At 46.8% G+C, this 16,537-nt stretch carries 22 protein-coding genes; 14 read left to right on the top strand and 8 right to left on the bottom strand.

Translation table 11 applies throughout. The features are described 5' to 3' along the window. From fabG to QZZ54_RS15265, 12 genes are all read left to right on the top strand, one after another. Positions 1-744: a 3-oxoacyl-ACP reductase FabG gene (gene fabG / locus QZZ54_RS15320; RefSeq protein ID WP_290703738.1), complete on the top strand. Its 744-nt coding sequence runs from the start codon at positions 1-3 to the stop codon at positions 742-744. A gap of 160 nt (positions 745-904) precedes the next feature. Continuing rightward, complete coding sequence (acpP, locus tag QZZ54_RS15315) at positions 905-1,138, top strand: acyl carrier protein (protein WP_290703735.1); 234 nt, start codon at positions 905-907, stop codon at positions 1,136-1,138. Positions 1,139-1,227: 89 nt separating this feature from the next. Further along, positions 1,228-2,466 (top strand): beta-ketoacyl-ACP synthase II, encoded by a 1,239-nt coding sequence (gene fabF / locus QZZ54_RS15310; RefSeq protein WP_290703732.1) that lies wholly within the window; start codon positions 1,228-1,230, stop codon positions 2,464-2,466. Positions 2,467-2,502: 36 nt separating this feature from the next. Continuing rightward, the gene (pabC, locus tag QZZ54_RS15305) at positions 2,503-3,360 is read left to right on the top strand and encodes an aminodeoxychorismate lyase (protein WP_290703729.1); all 858 of its coding nucleotides are present in this window, start codon (positions 2,503-2,505) and stop codon (positions 3,358-3,360) included. After that, complete coding sequence (gene mltG, locus QZZ54_RS15300) at positions 3,360-4,391, top strand: endolytic transglycosylase MltG (protein WP_290703727.1); 1,032 nt, start codon at positions 3,360-3,362, stop codon at positions 4,389-4,391. The genes pabC and mltG overlap by 1 nt, the downstream gene beginning before the upstream one ends. 45 nt (positions 4,392-4,436) lie before the next feature. Next, positions 4,437-5,081 (top strand): dTMP kinase, encoded by a 645-nt coding sequence (gene tmk, locus QZZ54_RS15295; protein WP_290703724.1) that lies wholly within the window; start codon positions 4,437-4,439, stop codon positions 5,079-5,081. Further along, positions 5,074-6,090 (top strand): DNA polymerase III subunit delta', encoded by a 1,017-nt coding sequence (locus tag QZZ54_RS15290; RefSeq protein WP_290703722.1) that lies wholly within the window; start codon positions 5,074-5,076, stop codon positions 6,088-6,090. Before tmk ends, QZZ54_RS15290 begins: the two co-directional genes overlap by 8 nt. Positions 6,091-6,185: 95 nt before the next feature. Then, complete coding sequence (locus QZZ54_RS15285; RefSeq protein ID WP_290703720.1) at positions 6,186-6,536, top strand: PilZ domain-containing protein; 351 nt, start codon at positions 6,186-6,188, stop codon at positions 6,534-6,536. Positions 6,537-6,553: 17 nt separating this feature from the next. Then, on the top strand, positions 6,554-7,339 hold the full coding sequence (locus tag QZZ54_RS15280; protein ID WP_290703718.1) for a TatD family hydrolase: 786 nt from the start codon (positions 6,554-6,556) through the stop codon (positions 7,337-7,339). Further along, positions 7,339-8,235, top strand: coding sequence for a radical SAM protein (locus QZZ54_RS15275; protein WP_290703717.1), 897 nt, complete (start codon positions 7,339-7,341; stop codon positions 8,233-8,235). The genes QZZ54_RS15280 and QZZ54_RS15275 overlap by 1 nt, the downstream gene beginning before the upstream one ends. A gap of 147 nt (positions 8,236-8,382) precedes the next feature. Then, complete coding sequence (locus tag QZZ54_RS15270; RefSeq protein ID WP_290703715.1) at positions 8,383-9,483, top strand: malate dehydrogenase; 1,101 nt, start codon at positions 8,383-8,385, stop codon at positions 9,481-9,483. 119 nt (positions 9,484-9,602) lie between these two features. After that, positions 9,603-10,007: a secondary thiamine-phosphate synthase enzyme YjbQ gene (locus tag QZZ54_RS15265; protein ID WP_290703713.1), complete on the top strand. Its 405-nt coding sequence runs from the start codon at positions 9,603-9,605 to the stop codon at positions 10,005-10,007. A gap of 29 nt (positions 10,008-10,036) precedes the next feature. Here QZZ54_RS15265 and QZZ54_RS15260 read toward each other — a convergent pair whose 3' ends face one another. The 8 genes from QZZ54_RS15260 to QZZ54_RS15225 all read right to left on the bottom strand — a co-directional run bounded on the left by QZZ54_RS15260 (position 10,037) and on the right by QZZ54_RS15225 (position 14,534). Then, entirely contained in the window at positions 10,037-10,585 is a 549-nt protein-coding gene (locus QZZ54_RS15260) for a chemotaxis protein CheW (protein WP_290703711.1), read from the bottom strand. 12 nt (positions 10,586-10,597) lie between these two features. Beyond that, complete coding sequence (locus QZZ54_RS15255; RefSeq protein WP_290703709.1) at positions 10,598-11,374, bottom strand: hydroxypyruvate isomerase family protein; 777 nt, start codon at positions 11,372-11,374, stop codon at positions 10,598-10,600. Then, a complete protein-coding gene (locus tag QZZ54_RS15250) occupies positions 11,367-12,305 on the bottom strand; it encodes an NAD(P)-dependent oxidoreductase (protein ID WP_290703708.1) in 939 nt (312 codons plus the stop codon). The genes QZZ54_RS15255 and QZZ54_RS15250 overlap by 8 nt, the downstream gene beginning before the upstream one ends. Positions 12,306-12,319: 14 nt before the next feature. Further along, positions 12,320-12,655: a TusE/DsrC/DsvC family sulfur relay protein gene (locus QZZ54_RS15245; protein ID WP_290703706.1), complete on the bottom strand. Its 336-nt coding sequence runs from the start codon at positions 12,653-12,655 to the stop codon at positions 12,320-12,322. Between the two features lies 1 nt (position 12,656). Continuing rightward, positions 12,657-12,950 (bottom strand): sulfurtransferase complex subunit TusB, encoded by a 294-nt coding sequence (tusB, locus tag QZZ54_RS15240; protein ID WP_290703704.1) that lies wholly within the window; start codon positions 12,948-12,950, stop codon positions 12,657-12,659. Positions 12,951-12,952: 2 nt separating this feature from the next. Beyond that, complete coding sequence (gene tusC / locus QZZ54_RS15235; RefSeq protein WP_290703702.1) at positions 12,953-13,321, bottom strand: sulfurtransferase complex subunit TusC; 369 nt, start codon at positions 13,319-13,321, stop codon at positions 12,953-12,955. Between the two features lie 2 nt (positions 13,322-13,323). Then, entirely contained in the window at positions 13,324-13,716 is a 393-nt protein-coding gene (gene tusD, locus QZZ54_RS15230) for a sulfurtransferase complex subunit TusD (protein ID WP_290703700.1), read from the bottom strand. Between the two features lie 137 nt (positions 13,717-13,853). Further along, the gene (locus QZZ54_RS15225; RefSeq protein WP_290703698.1) at positions 13,854-14,534 is read right to left on the bottom strand and encodes a Bax inhibitor-1/YccA family protein; all 681 of its coding nucleotides are present in this window, start codon (positions 14,532-14,534) and stop codon (positions 13,854-13,856) included. A 201-nt stretch (positions 14,535-14,735) separates the two neighbouring features. Here QZZ54_RS15225 and QZZ54_RS15220 point away from each other — a divergent pair, with 201 nt between their 5' ends. Both QZZ54_RS15220 and QZZ54_RS15215 read left to right on the top strand, forming a co-directional pair. Then, positions 14,736-15,509, top strand: coding sequence for a pseudouridine synthase (locus QZZ54_RS15220; protein ID WP_290703696.1), 774 nt, complete (start codon positions 14,736-14,738; stop codon positions 15,507-15,509). A 36-nt stretch (positions 15,510-15,545) separates the two neighbouring features. Beyond that, a complete protein-coding gene (locus QZZ54_RS15215; protein WP_290703694.1) occupies positions 15,546-16,517 on the top strand; it encodes a thioredoxin fold domain-containing protein in 972 nt (323 codons plus the stop codon). Positions 16,518-16,537: the final 20 nt, after the last annotated feature.

Here is a 16,537-nt window from a genome sequence, read left to right as displayed (position 1 = left end):
ATGAGTATCGAAGGCAAGGTTGCGCTGGTAACTGGGGCGACTCGAGGTATCGGCAGGGCGATTGCGCTGGAGTTGGGTCGTCAGGGAGCGGTTGTAGTGGGTACCGCAACCAGCGACAATGGCGCAGCTTCAATAACGGAATATCTAAAAGAAGCTGACATAAAAGGTGCTGGTTTTTGCCTGGATGTAGGCTCTAATGAATCCGTTGATGATGTGTTGAAGTTGGTGCAGGATCAATTTGGTGCTGTTGCTATCATCGTCAATAATGCGGGTATCACGCGCGATAATATCATGTTGCGCATGAAAGAAGACGAATGGGATTCAGTTATGAATACCAATCTTAAGTCTGTATATCGCATGGCTAAAGGCTGCCTGCGAGGTATGACTAAAGCCCGTTGGGGTCGCATTATTAATGTCTCATCTGTGGTCGCTTCAATGGGTAATGCAGGTCAGGCAAACTATGCTGCAGCGAAGGCTGGCATGGAAGGTTTTAGTCGGGCGCTTGCTCGCGAAGTTGGTTCTCGTAATATCACAGTTAACTGTGTTGCGCCGGGATTTATTGATACCGATATGACGAGCGGATTAGCTCAAGAACACAAAGATACATTGCAGAAACAGATTCCGCTCGGGCGTTTAGGTCAACCGGAAGAAGTGGCTGCAGTCGTTGGATTTTTGGCAAGTGAAACCGGCGGATATGTCACCGGAGACACGATTCATGTCAATGGCGGCATGTATATGTCGTAAAGATTTTCCCTAGGGAATTGTTTTTTTTGCAAAAATGTTGATAATGAGCCGCAGCTCAGTGGAGAAATGTCGCCGACAGGCTTGATTCAGGGCGGCGGATTCTAATAAAATCCCTGTTCACATCTTAGGATGTGGATGTCGATAAAAAATAGGAAGAGTTATGAGCAACATCGAAGATCGCGTAAAGAAAATCATTGCAGAACAGCTTGGTGTTAAAGAAGAAGAAGTAACGATCGAAGCTTCTTTCGTTGAAGACCTGGGTGCAGACTCTCTGGATACTGTTGAGCTGGTTATGGCTCTGGAAGAGGAATTCGAAACTGAAATTCCTGATGAAGAAGCAGAGAAAATCACTACAGTTAAGCTGGCAATCGATTACATCAACTCACATCAGTAATCGACACAACCAGAATACCGAAAAGCCGCAACTATAGTGATATAGTGCGGCTTTTCTTTTATTAAGTGCGGTAAACCAGGAGGAATTTGATGTCTCGCAGAAGAGTAGTGGTTACTGGAATGGGAATGCTGACCCCGGTAGGTAACACTGTCCAGGAGACATGGGCCAATATTCTAAACGGTAAAAGTGGTGCAGCAGAAATTACCCACTTTGATGCCTCGCCGTTTGGCACTCGTTTTTCCGCCTCTGTCAAAGAGTATGATCTTAGTGCTTATATGAGCCCTAAAGATGCACGGAAAATGGATCTATTTATTCAGTACGGTATGGTCGCTGCGATTCAGGCAGTTGAAGATGCCGGACTGGAAGTTACCGAAGAGAGCGCTCACCGTATCGGTGTTGCAATCGGTTCTGGTATCGGTGGCTTGCCTATGATTGAGGCAACCCATGACATTCTTAATAAAAGTGGTCCTCGCAGGGTTTCACCATTCTTTGTGCCTGGCAGTATTATCAACATGATTTCCGGTAATCTGGCAATAAGATATGGTTTCAAGGGTCCGAATATCGCGATCACTACTGCCTGTACTACAGGTACGCATAACATTGGTTTCGCTGCTCGGATGATTCAGAACAGTGATGCTGACGTAATGATTGCCGGTGGCGCTGAGATGGCAACCACTCCTCTGGGTGTTGGTGGTTTCGCTGCGGCACGTGCATTGTCTACACGTAATGACGATCCACAGGCCGCTAGCCGGCCCTGGGACCGCGATCGTGATGGTTTTGTGTTAGGAGACGGTGCAGGTGTTATCGTGCTTGAAGAGTACGAGGCGGCTAAAGCTCGTGGCGCTAACATCTATGCTGAGCTGGTTGGCTTTGGTATGAGCGATGATGCTTATCACATGACCTCACCTCCAGCAGATGGTGCAGGTGCTGCTATGTCGATGGCTAATGCGGTTAGAGATGCGGGGTTGAACCCGGATCAGCTTAACTATATCAATGCCCACGGCACTTCTACGCCTGCTGGTGATATTGCTGAATCTAATGCTGCTAAATTAGTCTTAGGCAACGCAGCAGCAGATGTGCGTATGAGCTCTACTAAGTCTATGATCGGGCATCTTTTAGGTGCTGCGGGTGCGGTTGAAGCTATTTTTTCTGTATTGGCTATTCGTGATCAAGTGGCTCCGCCAACGATCAATCTGGATAACCCGTCAGAAGGTTGCGACCTGAACTATGTAGCGCATACGGCACAAGAAGTGGCTATTGAAGCTGCTATGTCCAACTCTTTCGGTTTCGGTGGTACTAACGGTACCCTGGTATTCCGTAAAATCTGAGTATACGGGCGCGCTGGTCGCGCCCGTCCTCCCTATATGACGTGTAATGTTCTGATTAACGGTCAGTCTGAACAGTCGGTACCGGTAACGGACCGAGGGCTGGCATACGGTCACGGTTTATTTGAAACCATCACACTGAATCAAAATACAGCGATAGCCTGGATTGCTCATCTGACGCGTCTTAAAGCGGATGCTGAGCGCTTGCTTATCCCTTTGCCTGCAAATATTGATCAACTGCTTGAGCAGGACTTGGCTAAGCTCTTAAGTTTGCAGTCTGTAAGCCAAGATCGAATGATACTGAAAATCACTATAACCCGGGGTTGTGGTGGACGCGGTTATGCCGTGGAAGATTCAGTCTCGATCAACAGAATTGTTCAGTTAAACCCTTTCCCCCATTTTTCTGATATGCCTTCTGAGCAAGGCATTAGTCTGAGGCTTTGTGCTACCCGGCTGGCTATCGCTCCTCAGTTGGCTGGTATCAAGCATCTGAATCGTCTGGAACAGGTGCTTGCACGGTCTGAGTGGCATGGTTCCGATTTTCGTGAGGGGCTTGTACTGGATGCTGAAGGTTTCCTTGCAGAGGGAACCATGAGTAACCTTTTCTGGTGTCAGAACGGTATTCTGTATACTCCAGAGCTCGATCGTTGTGGGGTTAATGGAATTGTCCGACAACGCGTTATCGCCATTGCTCAAGAACAAGGTATAACGCTAGTTACAGGGCGTTATACGCCTGAGTGTCTGAATACCGCAGATGAAATATTTGTCTGTAATAGTGTTATTGGTATCTGGCCGGTCATAAACATTGTCATGAATGAAAATGATGCGATGAGCGGCTCCATCGGCCCGGTGACTCTTAAATTGCAGTCCAGATTGGCTGCTGAAGGAATATATTAGTGCGTAAAGTTTTAGTCTCCTTTGTTATCACATTAGTTGTTGTTATTGCTGTGGCTTATGGTGGCTGGCGTTCATTGCAGTCTTACCTGGATGCTCCTCTGAATATAGAGCAATCACATATTGTTATGGTTGAGCCTGGCAGTAGTTTTGGTCGGGTTGCTAGTCAGTTGGCGGCAGAGGGTGTGCTTGAAAAGCCGGACTGGTTCGCTTTCTTTATCCGCCTACAGAAAGCAGGGCCTCTGTTAAAAGCGGGAGAGTATGAGGTTGTTGAGGGGGTGACGCCCAGATCGCTAGTTACCCAATTGATTGAAGGAAGAAGCCTGTCTTATAAATTTACAATCATAGAAGGCTCTACTTTCAAAGAGTTAAGAGAGTCTTTGCAGGAGAATTCTCAATTAAATCAGACGTTCAAAGATAAAACTGATGCGCAAGTAATGGCTTCTCTGGGGCTTGATGGGCAGCACCCGGAAGGGATGTTCCTGGCAGATACTTATCAATTTCAACGCGGGGGTACTGATTTGGATCTGCTCCGTCGTGCCCATTCTCTGTTAAAGTCAGAACTGGATGCAGCCTGGAAAGACAAAGCAGAAAAGCTACCCTACAAAGATTCATATGAAGCATTGATTATGGCTTCAATCGTTGAAAAGGAGACCGGGCTGAGTACAGAGCGTCCGACTATTGCGGGTGTATTTGTTCGTCGAATGAATAAAGGGATGAGGTTACAGACAGATCCAACAGTGATTTATGGTATGGGGGATCGTTATAAGGGCAACATTCGTCGTGCTGATTTGCGCCGGCCAACGCCTTATAATACTTATACTATCTCGGGCCTGCCCCCAACACCGATAGCACTGGTTGGCAGAGAGGCGATAAAGGCTGCGCTGCACCCTGTAGAGGGCAAATGGCTCTATTTTGTTGCTAAAGGTGATGGGAGTCACCAGTTTTCCGCCACGCTGAAACAGCATAATCGAGCGGTTAAAGAATATCAGCTGAGACGCCGGAACGGCTACCGTTCCAGTCCTGACCAGTAGCACCCCGATTAAGGATATGAGCTTGAATACTGTGAGTTTACAAAAATGAGTTCAGGACGTTTTATCACGCTGGAAGGTACCGAAGGGGTTGGTAAGTCAACCAACCTGAGGTTTATTGAATCGGTGTTGAAGCAGCATCAGATTAGTTATCAGCTAACCCGGGAGCCCGGTGGCACGCCACTGGCTGAGCAAGTGCGCGAACTGCTGCTAGCAAATCGGGATGAGCAGGTGGCAGATGATGCTGAGCTGTTATTGGTTTTTGCGGCTCGTGCACAGCATCTTGAGCAGGTTATACGTCCGACGCTGACAACAGGGGATTGGATTTTGTGTGATCGCTTTACCGACGCCACTTTTGCTTATCAGGGCGGTGGTCGTGGGCTCAGTAAAGAGATGATCGGTCAGCTGGAGTTGATGGTTCAGCGAGGTCTGCAACCTGACCTAACAATATTATTGGATCTGCCGGTAGAAATTGGTTTGGCCCGTGCCAGCGAGCGTGGGGAGTTAGATCGTTTTGAGAATGAGCGGTTGAGCTTTTTTGTGAAGGTTCGTGAGGCTTATCTTGAGCGTGCGGCAGCTGATCCACAAAGGTTTGCAGTGATAGATGCTTCTGGAACCCTAGAGCAGGTTCAGCAGCAGATAGCGGAAGTGCTTCACCATTATCTTGAAAGTCAGGAGACGGCCAGTGAATGACGATCTCTGGCTCGACCGTCCGTTAGTACTGCCTTGGCTTAAAGGGCGCTGGACGGATCTATTGGAACTCAAATCACAGAATCGACTTCCCCATGCGCTTCTGATTAATGGCCCTGAAGGTATCGGTAAGGCTTGCTTTGCGCTGGCCCTTGCTAACTTCATGCTCTGTAGAGACCCTCAGGGGACTAGTGCTTGCGGTCAGTGTCGCAGTTGTGAGCTCACGGGAAGTGGAGGGCATCCAGACCTTTACCAGTTATGCCCGGATGAGCCAGGTAAACCGATAAAAATTGACCAGATTCGTGAATTAACAAAATTTATTTATTCGACGGCTCAACAGGGTGGTTATCGGGTCGTCATTATCGATCCTGCCGATAGCATGAACATTAATGCCGCTAATGCATTGTTGAAAATGCTTGAGGAGCCCGGCGAAAATACACTACTGATGTTGCTGACTCACCGGTTAGGTCAGATGTTACCCACCATAAAAAGTCGCTGCCAGCGGGTTGATTTACCACCGGCAGAAGTAGAGATGGCGACTAAATGGGTTGCTACCCAATTGGAAGTAGAGTCGGACGAAGCTGCTCAACTGCTGGTTATTGCGCATAACTCACCGTTACAGGCGCTAGCTTACAAGCAGGATGATCTGCTTGGATTGCGTGCAAAAGTTCTTAAAGGTTTAGCCGATATTCTTAAAAACCGTAGCAGCTCTATTGAAGTCGCTCAGCAGCTGTTTAAAGAAGACCTGGAGCTGATACTTGGCTGGATGTACAGCTGGATGGTTGATATCGCCAGGTTATCTGAAAACGAAGCTGATCCTGAGATATTGCGCCATAGTGATGCCCGTAATATGTTACTGGCATTGGCGCGCAAAGTGAGTAGCCGTAAGCTCTATGAGTATGCTGATCTGGTCCAGGAAGAACGGAAAGGTCTGATGTTTCGTCGCAATCCTAATAAGCAGCTATTGATGGAAAAATTATTGAGTGAATGGTATTCGTTGCCCAGAGGGTAACTAAGCGCCCGAACAAGATATACAGCAGCATAAAGCGATAGTAAGATATAAGCTTGAATCGGGATGAAATTAGTACAAGGGAGGCTCTACAGCCTATGTCAGTTGTGCCACGCATGAGTCACGGGATATTGTCCCTGGCAATTGAGACCAAGGAAGATCTCTATAAATCATACATGCCGTATGTAAAAAATGGCGGACTATTCATTCCTACCACCCGGACGTATCAGCTTGGCGAAGAGGTTTTTATGCTTCTGAGCCTGATCGAAGAAGATGATAAGATTCCGGTCACCGGTAAAGTTATCTGGGTGACACCCCGAGCCGCGCAGGGTGGTCGAATCCCTGGTATCGGAATTCAGTTATCTCAGGATGATGCTACCCTGGTCTCTAAGATAGAAACCTATGTTGCAGCCCAGCTGAATTCAGGTCGACGCACCAATACAATGTAATTCTGAGTTGCCTTCTAATGTTTGTAGATTCTCACTGTCATCTGGACAGGCTGGACCTGTCTGCCCGTAACAATGAACTAACCTCTGTTATCGACGCTGCAGCTGCGCGGGATGTTTCCCGTATGCTCTGCGTTGCGATCGATATGGAACAGCTGCCAAGCATGCTGGAAACCGTAAAACGATTCGATAATGTGTATGCTTCGGTTGGTGTACATCCTCTACATGTTGCTGATGGTATACCTGAACTTTCTTTCTTGATGGAACATGCTGCTGATCCAAAAGTTATTGCTTTGGGTGAAACCGGTCTGGATTATTTTTATTCGCAGGATACGGTGGATCTGCAAAAAGAGAGTTTTATTCGGCATCTGCAAGCTTCAACTGATTCTCGCTTACCGGTTATTGTCCATACCCGTGATGCTCGTGAAGATACCCTGAATATTTTGCGCCAACATGCCGACCCGGATGTAGGCGGAGTGCTCCATTGCTTTACAGAAAGTTGGGAGATGGCACGCCAGGCGATTGATCTGAATTACATGATCTCATTTTCGGGCATCATTACTTTCCGTAACGCCGAAGAATTACGACAAGTGGTACGCCAAGTGCCGCTGGATAATATCCTCATTGAAACAGACGCACCTTATCTCACGCCCGTACCTTTTCGTGGTAAACAAAATGAGCCTCAGTACGTTGTTGAGGTAGCGCAGTGTGTTGCTGATATAAAAGGGCTTCGTATCGAGGAGGTTGCTGAGATAACCAGCAATAATTTTGATCGTCTTTTCAATAAAGCTGCGAGTAAAAGGTAATGCAATATCCTCCTATAGAGTATATCGAACCCGTTTTCAGGCCGCCCAGTGAAGCTAACTCACTTATTTTTCAGGTCACTAATGGCTGCAGTTGGAATCGCTGTACTTATTGCGATATGTATATCGACCCCCAGAAAGCCTTCAGGCCAAAGAGTGAGTCTCTGGTTATAGAGGAGATTATTCGTTGTGGAGAGCAGTTATCGGGGGTGCGCAGGGTATTCTTGGGTGATGGTGACGCGATGGTACTTTCCTTCAGACGCCTGAAAAAAATCCTTGAAGCTATTCGCATTCATCTGCCTTCTGTAACCCGGGTGTCAGTATATGCATTACCCTCTAACCTAAAAAACAAAACCGTAGACGAGCTTCGAACACTGCGTGAGCTCGGTTTGAGCCTTATCTATGTAGGCGCCGAGAGTGGCGATGACGAAGTACTGAGTTACATTGATAAAGGTGAAACATTCCTGAGTACAAGGGATGCACTGCTAAAAGCAAAAGAGGCGGGAATCAGAACGTCGGTCATGCTAATTAATGGGTTGGGCGGTGTGCGCTTTAGTGAGCAGCATGCGCTTTCGTCTGCTCGCCTGATTAATGCGGTTCAACCAGATTACCTATCGACCCTTGTGTTGTTCTCCAAAAGTGGGCATAAGCGCTTGATTGAAGGTTATGGCGGTGACTTTACTGCGCTGACTCAGCGTCAGTTATTTGAGGAGATGGAGCTTATGATGTCTAATCTGAGTCTTGATAAAACTATCTTCCGAAGTGATCATGCCTCAAATTATTTAGTGTTGAAGGGCGTGCTGAATAAAGATTTGGACGTAATGCTCAAACAACTTAGAACAGCTATTGATACACCGGAACGCGTATTTCTTCGTCAAAATTCCCATAGAGCTTTATAGCTTTCCCGCCTATTTCTTATTGTACTAGTACTTAAGCCTGATCCTATTTCATCAATTTGAAGTAGTTACAATGTAAAAACTATTGCTCTATACTTTCGTATTAGCTGTTCTGTTAAGAATATAAAAATAATGAGTAGGTGATAGATCATGAGAAGGCCAGTTCGAATAGCCGTTACAGGCGCTGCGGGTGCCATTAGTTATAGTTTGTTATTTAAAATTGCCGCTGGCGAAATGATGGGCAGGGATCAGCCAGTGATCCTTCAGTTGATCGAATTGCCCGGCGCTATGGAGTCTCTGCGTGGTGTTGCAATGGAGCTGGAAGATTGTGCCTATCCATTACTGCATACCATTACTCTGCATGACAATGTAGAAGAGGGTTTTAAGAATTGCCATTACGCATTACTCGTTGGTGCCCGTCCTCGTGGGCCAGGGATGGAGCGTAGTGATCTGATCGAAGTTAACGCTGAAATATTTGCTCGTCAGGGCAAGGCGCTTAATGATTTCGCTAACCGTGATGTAAAGGTACTTGTTACCGGTAACCCGGCTAACACCAATGCGCTGATTGCCAGTCGTAATTCACCAGACCTCAGTCCTTCTCAGTTTACCTGTCTGACACGACTGGACCACAACCGTGCCAAAGGTATGCTTGCCAGTCAGTGTGGTGTTACGGCCCGTGATATCCAGAATATCATTATCTGGGGTAATCATTCTCCAACCCAGTATCCAGATTTGAATCATGCCACCGTTTTCGGTGTACCTGCTATGGGGCAGATAGATACAGCCTGGTATCGGGATCACTTCATTCCCCGTGTTCAGGAACGTGGCAGTGAAATTATTAAAGCTCGTGGGCTCTCCAGTGCGGCCTCAGCAGCACAAGCGATTGTTGACCAAATGCATAACTGGACTCAGGGTACTGAGCCTGGTGAGATTGTCAGCATGGGTATTCTGAGTGATGGCAGTTACGGTATTGAGAAAGGAGTTTTCTTCTCTTTCCCTGTGCGCTGTAATTATGGTCGTTATCAGATTGTCCACGGCCTTGATATCAGTGACTTCAGTCGTAAGCAGCTTACCGCGACTGAGTTTGAGCTGCTTGAGGAAAAGGCGGTTGTTGCAGATCTGTTGCCTGAAGAGACAGAAGCCTCTCATATGGACCTGACTATCTGTCTGAAATCCGGCGTAACCCTGTATGCCGATGGCACCGGGCCAAGCGCGGAAAGTAAGTTTATGAATAACAACAGAGTACTATAATTCTGTGTAAGCCCTGTTCTTCCTAATCTTTAATTAGAGATAATGCCCCGACAGATTTAATCTGGCGGGGCTTTTTTATGGGAGAGCCTTTTATAGGATATTTTTTGGAGACGTAGATTGTGGTGGAGATAATCAGTATTAAAACCCACGGGCAGGGGTTGTATGAGATAACAGAGAGGGTGCGCCAGTTGTTAGTTGCCAGTGGTGTAAAAGAGGGGCTTTGTTCTCTGTTGATTCAGCATACCAGTGCCAGTCTGACAATACAGGAGAACGCAGATCCCAGCGCTCAGCATGATCTGGAAAACTGGTTAAATCGCTTGGTTCCCGAAGGTGATGCTATCTATACGCACGTATTTGAGGGCCGGGATGATATGCCCGCTCATATAAAAGCAGCATTAACTGCTACCACATTATCCTTGCCCGTTAAGGGTGGCCAGATATTGTTGGGGACGTGGCAAGGGATTTTCTGCTGGGAACACCGCCATGGTAGCCAGTTGCGACAGATAGCGGTGCATATAGGCTAGATTATTCAGGTTGAATAATCTCTTTAAGGCTATCGTTTTTCGCCAATATGTAACTTCATTCCAACCAGCATCTTTTCCAGATCCAGTAGAATAATAAGTTGCTCTTCGCGATAACAAACACCCTGTACAAACTGACGTTGGGTATCTTCACCAATGAGGCCTGGTGCCCGCTCAGTTTCACTTTCCGGCAAATTAAGAACTTCATCGACACCATCGACTAAAATTCCAAGTACTTCCTGGTCATCAAATTCAACAACCATAATACGAGTATTATGATCGATCTCTCTGTCTTCGAGATTGAAAAGAGTTCTGGAGCTGATAACCGTCACTACGCTACCGCGGAGGTTTATTATCCCTAGAATACCATCAGGAGCCCCTGGAACCGGGGTGATGTCGGTAAAGCGAAGAACCTCTTTTACCTGCATTACGTCGATAGCGTAAAGTTCTTGGGCGATAGTGAACGTAGCCCACTTTCGATAAACTTCTGAGTCGCCTTTTTTCTTATTTAGATCAAAGCTATCTGAGCTAAGTTCAGCCTGAATCTGCTGTAATTGCGCTGCTGCGTCTTCAAGACCCATAGATCACTCTCTTTATGCTATCTGTTTCATCCAGCGTAAACTTTCAGTCGTGCTGGTTGAAGGATTATATTCTAGGCTAGTAATACCGGAGTATCCCATATCATCAAGTGCTTGAAAAATATTGCTGAAGTTAAGCTCCCCAGTTTGGGGTTCGTGCCTTCCGGGAACATCTGCAAACTGGATGTGGCCAATTTTATCAAGGTTTTCTCGCAGGGTTTGAATCAAATTCCCTTCCATGATCTGCATATGATAAATGTCGTACTGTAGCTTGATGTTGGGGTGGTCAATTTCATTGAAAAGGTCAAAAGCCTGACGGCTGTTATTAAGATAAAAACCAGGAATGTCCTGGGTATTGATCGCTTCAACTAACAACTGAATACCTGCTTTAGCGAATGATTCCGCACAAAACCGGAGGTTGTCGATAAAGGTCTGCTTAATCTCAATAGGCTCATAATCAACCGGAGCTATGCCTGATAATATATTGATATTATTGCATTTTAGAATATTAGCGTATTCAATGGCCAAAGATATTCCCTGGCGAAACTCTTCAATTCTGTGCGGTTGGCAGGCAATGCCACGGTCACTTTTATGCCAGTTACCTGCAGGTGCATTCAGTAAGACCAACTGCTGTTTATTCTGTTCGAGAAGGCTGGCGAGTTGAACGGCAGGAAGTTCATATGGAAACTGAATTTCCACTTTTCTGAAGCCATGCTCTGCGGCTAAACTGAAACGTTCCGCGAGTGGAACCTCAGTGAACAGCATGCTTAAGTTAACGGCAAAATCAGGCATTTTCCTTAGCCTCCGAATTATTCTCTTCAGAGTAGGGAGACTGTGTTGGCTTATCTGAGAGAGTGCGATTACCGTTTAACATCTCCAATTGCAGAAGCAGGCCGCTGTGATCAACCTCTTCATAACCTTTGCTTACCAGTTCCTGATATTGATTAAAGGTTTGCTGTGCTAACGGCAGGGTCAGGTTTTCTGAGCGGGCAGTATCAAGAATAGTACGTAAATCTTTTAACTGTACTCTGGAGGTCGCACCGGGATTAAATTCCCGATCAATCATCCTCTGTCCGTGCAGTTCCAGAATGCGGCTACTGGCAAACCCTCCCATCAAGGCTTCACGGACAGCGACTGGATCAGCACCGCCTTCAGCGGCCAGTAAAAGAGCCTCTGCAACAGCGCCGATAGTAATCCCGACAATGGCCTGGTTCGCACACTTAGCCAGTTGACCAGAGCCCGCAGGGCCAATGTAAGTGGCCTTACCTAGAGCTTTCAAAACCTGGAGGCAGGCATCAAACACCGTCTTTTCTCCACCAGCCATAATTGAAAGCGCTGCTTGTTCTGCTCCCACTGTGCCGCCTGAAACCGGTGCATCGAGATAATTGATACCCAATGTCTGGAATTGACGGTAATGCTGCTTGGCCAGCTCCGGCGGAATTGAACTCATATCAATAACGGTACTGCCAGGCTTGAAAGTCAGGTCTGCTTGGGGCGCAAATAAAACCTGATCTACGATGGGGCCGTTTTCAAGCATGGTAATAGTGATGTCAGCGTTGGCGACGGCATCCCGAGGGCTGCTTTTAACAATCGCACCAAGATCAATCAATGCTTCTGCTTTACTTTGAGTACGATTCCAAAGCGTAAGGCTGTATCCCGCTTTCAGAAGGTTTATGGCCATTGGGCGTCCCATCAGGCCGATTCCAAGGAAAGTAATCTTCATCTGGAGAAGCTCTCTTACAAACAGTTAGTGGGTTTAGGTAAGCCTGCGATCTTACTGGCTAGTTTGGCAGGGCTTCCGGGAAATAAGGACATCAGATAGATACTTTTTCCTTTATCAGGACCCAGTTCAGCCGCTACGGCTTTAACCAGAGGACGCATCGCCGGTGACATCTCAAATGTCTGATAAAACTGTCGTAGGACAGTCAGAATTTCCCAATGGGCTTCCGTCAGCTGAACACCTTCCTGCAGGGCTAACTGTTCAGCTGCTTCGGGGGTCCAGTCACCAAGGTTTCGTAGAAATCCCTCAGGATCAACAGGGACAGGTTGATCGTTTATCAAAATTTCGGTCATGCTAAAACCAACTCACGACTTTGTTATATCGACAGCTTAGCTCGACAAATCCGTCGTAATCTATACTGCGAAAATCGGGATTGAGATCATTCAGTCCCCGTGCGGAGCTGTCTTCGCCTAGCAGGTAGCATTGAACGGACGCCGGGAGCCGGGTAAATAATTCTGCGTAGCCTGGCATGGCAGCGTAAACACCATTCTCGATCAACAGCAGGGCATCGCCATCGGAGAGTGACGCTAAACAATTGTTGAGTGCGCTACTTTCCGTCGGTGTTTTGTTAATAGTATGCAGGGTCATATTCAGAAACTCAGGACTTGGTCGTGCTGTTTGATCAGGGTAGCAATACCACTCCGGTCAAGCAGATTAATATTCAGCTCTATATCTTCAGCACGTAAGCCTCGCTGTTGTAGGGCTTCGCTACAAACATGCAGCTGATCGATATCGTACATCTCCAGCATAGCTAGATTGGCTGACAGGTTTTTCTGTCCGATACCAGCAGGATTCTGTGCTGGTAATAATTGAAGCACAGCGTCGTCCATAAATAACAGGCTCAAAGGCTGCTCAAATACAGAGATAGTAAGGGCTACATCGAGAGCGTCACGGGCAGCGCTGCAACCGTAGGGTGCTTTACGATTAATGATCAGGAATGACTTTTTTGTATCGCTCATTATCAGGCCCCAAAAGTTACAACACGATCAGAAACGATACCCGCTTCCACCAACTGCCCAAGCCCGGATAGTACGAAGGGGGGAGTAAGGTTGTGGCTGTTTTTTTCATAACGCCCAGCTTCGTTTTCATCAAGTACGCCGCGTCTGACCGCTGCTGCGATACAAACAACCATATCCAGCTTATGTTGCTCAGCCAGTTGCGCCCATTCACTCGGGATGTTGGTTTCATCCTGAGGAGGCACAGCCAGTTCTGAAGCATTATGAACGCCATCCGCGTAAAAAAAGATTCGATGTATCTGATGCTCAAGTTTCAACAGGCTTTTGCAGTAACGCAGGGCGCTGTCTGCTGCCTGAGAGCTATAGGGTGCACCGGTAACGACAATTGAAAAAATCATAGTATCTTGTTTTCAGTTAACTAAAAAAGCCCTGCAATCTTATCAGGATTGCAGGGCTTTGTGTGGTGTTTCAGTGTATGAAGTGCTTGGGTCAAGCTTTCATATCTACCTTTTTTAAAACAGGCATATTCAAAGGCTTAGTCGTCGTTAAGGAAACCAACCAGGCTAAGCAGATGGATGAACAGGTTGAATATGCTGGTGTAGAGGCTTACGGTCGCCATGATGTAGTTGGTGTAAGTACCATTGACGATATTGCTGGTGTCATAAACGATGAAACCTGCCATCAGTAATACAACTGCCGCAGAGAAAGCCAAATGCAATGCTGGAATATGAACACCAAAGAATGGCAGGGCGAACAATGCCACCATGGAGATCATTACAACCATCATGCCAGCGGCCAGGAAACCACCCATGAAGCTGAAGTCTTTCTTGCTAGTCAGCACATAAGCTGACAGACCAAGGAAGGTCGCCGCAGTCATACCCATAGCGGTCATGACTATCTGGCCACCATTAGCCATAGCTAGATAGCTATTAAGAATAGGTCCTAATGCAAAGCCAAACAGTCCGGTAAATGCAAAAACAAGTGGCAGCGCAGCGGCACTATTCTGTTTTTTATTGATGACAAACGTCAGTATAAAGCCAGCAATTAAAGCGCCAATAGCTAATAGCATAGGCGGGTTAATGATCATGGAAACGCCAGCCATTACCGCACTGAATACCAGTGTCATCGCTAGCAGCGTGTAGGTGTTGCGAATCACCTTGTTGGTCGACAGTACAGATTCCTCTGAACGGACGGTCATTGTATCGATATTACGCATCTTATCCCTCTGAAAATTAAGGCTTTAGGTGCCGTTTAAGTTTAACGGTTATCCTATATATATAGGTTTTTATCAGGATTTCAACCATACAGGTATTACGTGTTAATAAGTATGACCCGATATGAATAAGGAGGTTCATAAGATATTAGGGTGATTTATTGATAAGCTTCGCGGCTTGAGCAATCCAGATAAGCCATAACGATGCCCTCCATCAACATTCTTTTCGAAGATGAACACTACCTTGCTATTGATAAGCCGGCGGGGATGCTGGTTCATCCCAGCCCAATAGAGCGTAGGGCGGCCAATGCGATCGCTTTAATTCGAGAGCAAATGGGCATCAAAGCCTACACCGTTCATCGGCTGGACCGTCCGACATCGGGAGTACTGATCTTTGCCAAATCTTCTGAAGCGGCAAAGAGGCTTAACCTTTGCTTTGCTGAGCGACAAGTGCAGAAAACCTATCTCTGTGTGTGTCGTGGCTATACCGAGGAAGCGGGGGTTATTGATCATCCCCTGAAAGAGATTCTCGATAAGATTGCCGACAAACATGCCGATCCGGATAAGCCCGCTAAAGAGGCAGTCAGTGAATATAGGCGACTGGGGACGGTTGAGCTGCCGATTCCTGTGGGGAAATACCCTGCAGCTCGTTATTCGCTGATCGAGGTTAAGCCAAAAACAGGGCGTAAGCATCAGATTCGTCGCCACCTTAAACATCTTTTCCACCCACTGGTTGGCGATACAAACCACGGTGACGGGAAGCATAATACCCTGTTTAGGGAAAACTTTGGTTTAGAGCGTTTACTCTTGATGGCTACTAAATTGGAGTTCATTCATCCGTTTTCAGGTCAGCCCATTGTTATTGAGGCCCCGGTCACTCCATGGGTTGATAAGTTGTTTGCTGGATTTGGTTGGCAGGGGCTTTATCCCGCACCCTCATCCGAAAACTTGCAGGATAGCGAATTACCGTCAAACTGAATGTGAAGAACCCTTACTGCTAATAAAGGAAAGGCTATGCCTGTAATCTCGTGCAGACGCTGTCTATTAATCCTGATCATGCTATTTCAGTCATTGAGTGTTTTGGCTGAGCATAAGATGATGGTGCTGGAACAAGGCGTACAAATACCCCAGCCTGACTGGTTTAAAGAGAGTTTTCTGGATCTGGGCGAGGATATTGAAGAGGCTGCAGATGCGCAACGCAATCTGGTGCTTTATTTTCATCAGGCAGGCTGTCCCTATTGCTACAACCTTATTACTCAGGTTTTCCGTGACCCTGTCGTTCATGCAAGAATGCAGCAGAGCTATGATCTGATAGCGCTGGACCTTTGGGGTGACAGAAGCATAACGCTGCCCGATGGTAGCGAGCTGACCGAGAAAGAGTTTGCAGTAAAATTGCGGGTTCAATATACCCCAACGCTAATTTTTCTGAATACAGATGGCTCCCCGCAATTGAGAATTGATGGCTATCGGCCAGTTGATACCTTCTTAAAACAGCTGGATCAACTACAAGCGAAGGCTCTGCCTCTAGCTTCACCTGCTGATGAGGTAGGGGCGAAGACACTGGATATCCCTATAGGGAAGCCCGTAGCTATACAGTTTGTCAGTGATGACTGTGATCATTGCCTGGAATTCGACGTCGATATTCTTGAGCGGCCTGATACTCAGAAGTTACTTAATAATTTTACATATATAACTATCGATCTCGGGAGCAATCCGCAGATCATTCTACCTGATGGAACCCGTCTGTCCGCCAGACAATGGGCGTCCAAGTTAGGTTTATCCTATTTTCCTTCCTGGTTGCTGCTTGATGCACAAGGCATAGAGCAGCTACGCATTGATGCTTATGTTCGTGCTTTCCATTTCAATAGCGCATTGGAGTATGTCTCAGAGGGCGAGTATTTACGTGAACCCGAATTCCAGCGTTTTATTAATGAACGGGGTGACCGTTTGAGGGCAAAAGGGCTGAAGTTAGAGATTCTTGAATAATATTCGTCCATATTGTCGGT

This window comes from Amphritea sp. (genome assembly GCF_016744155.1).
Taxonomy (GTDB): Bacteria; Pseudomonadota; Gammaproteobacteria; order Pseudomonadales; family Balneatricaceae; genus Amphritea.
The sequence above is the reverse complement of the archived record's forward strand: the minus strand, read 5'-3'. Positions and strand labels throughout refer to the sequence as shown.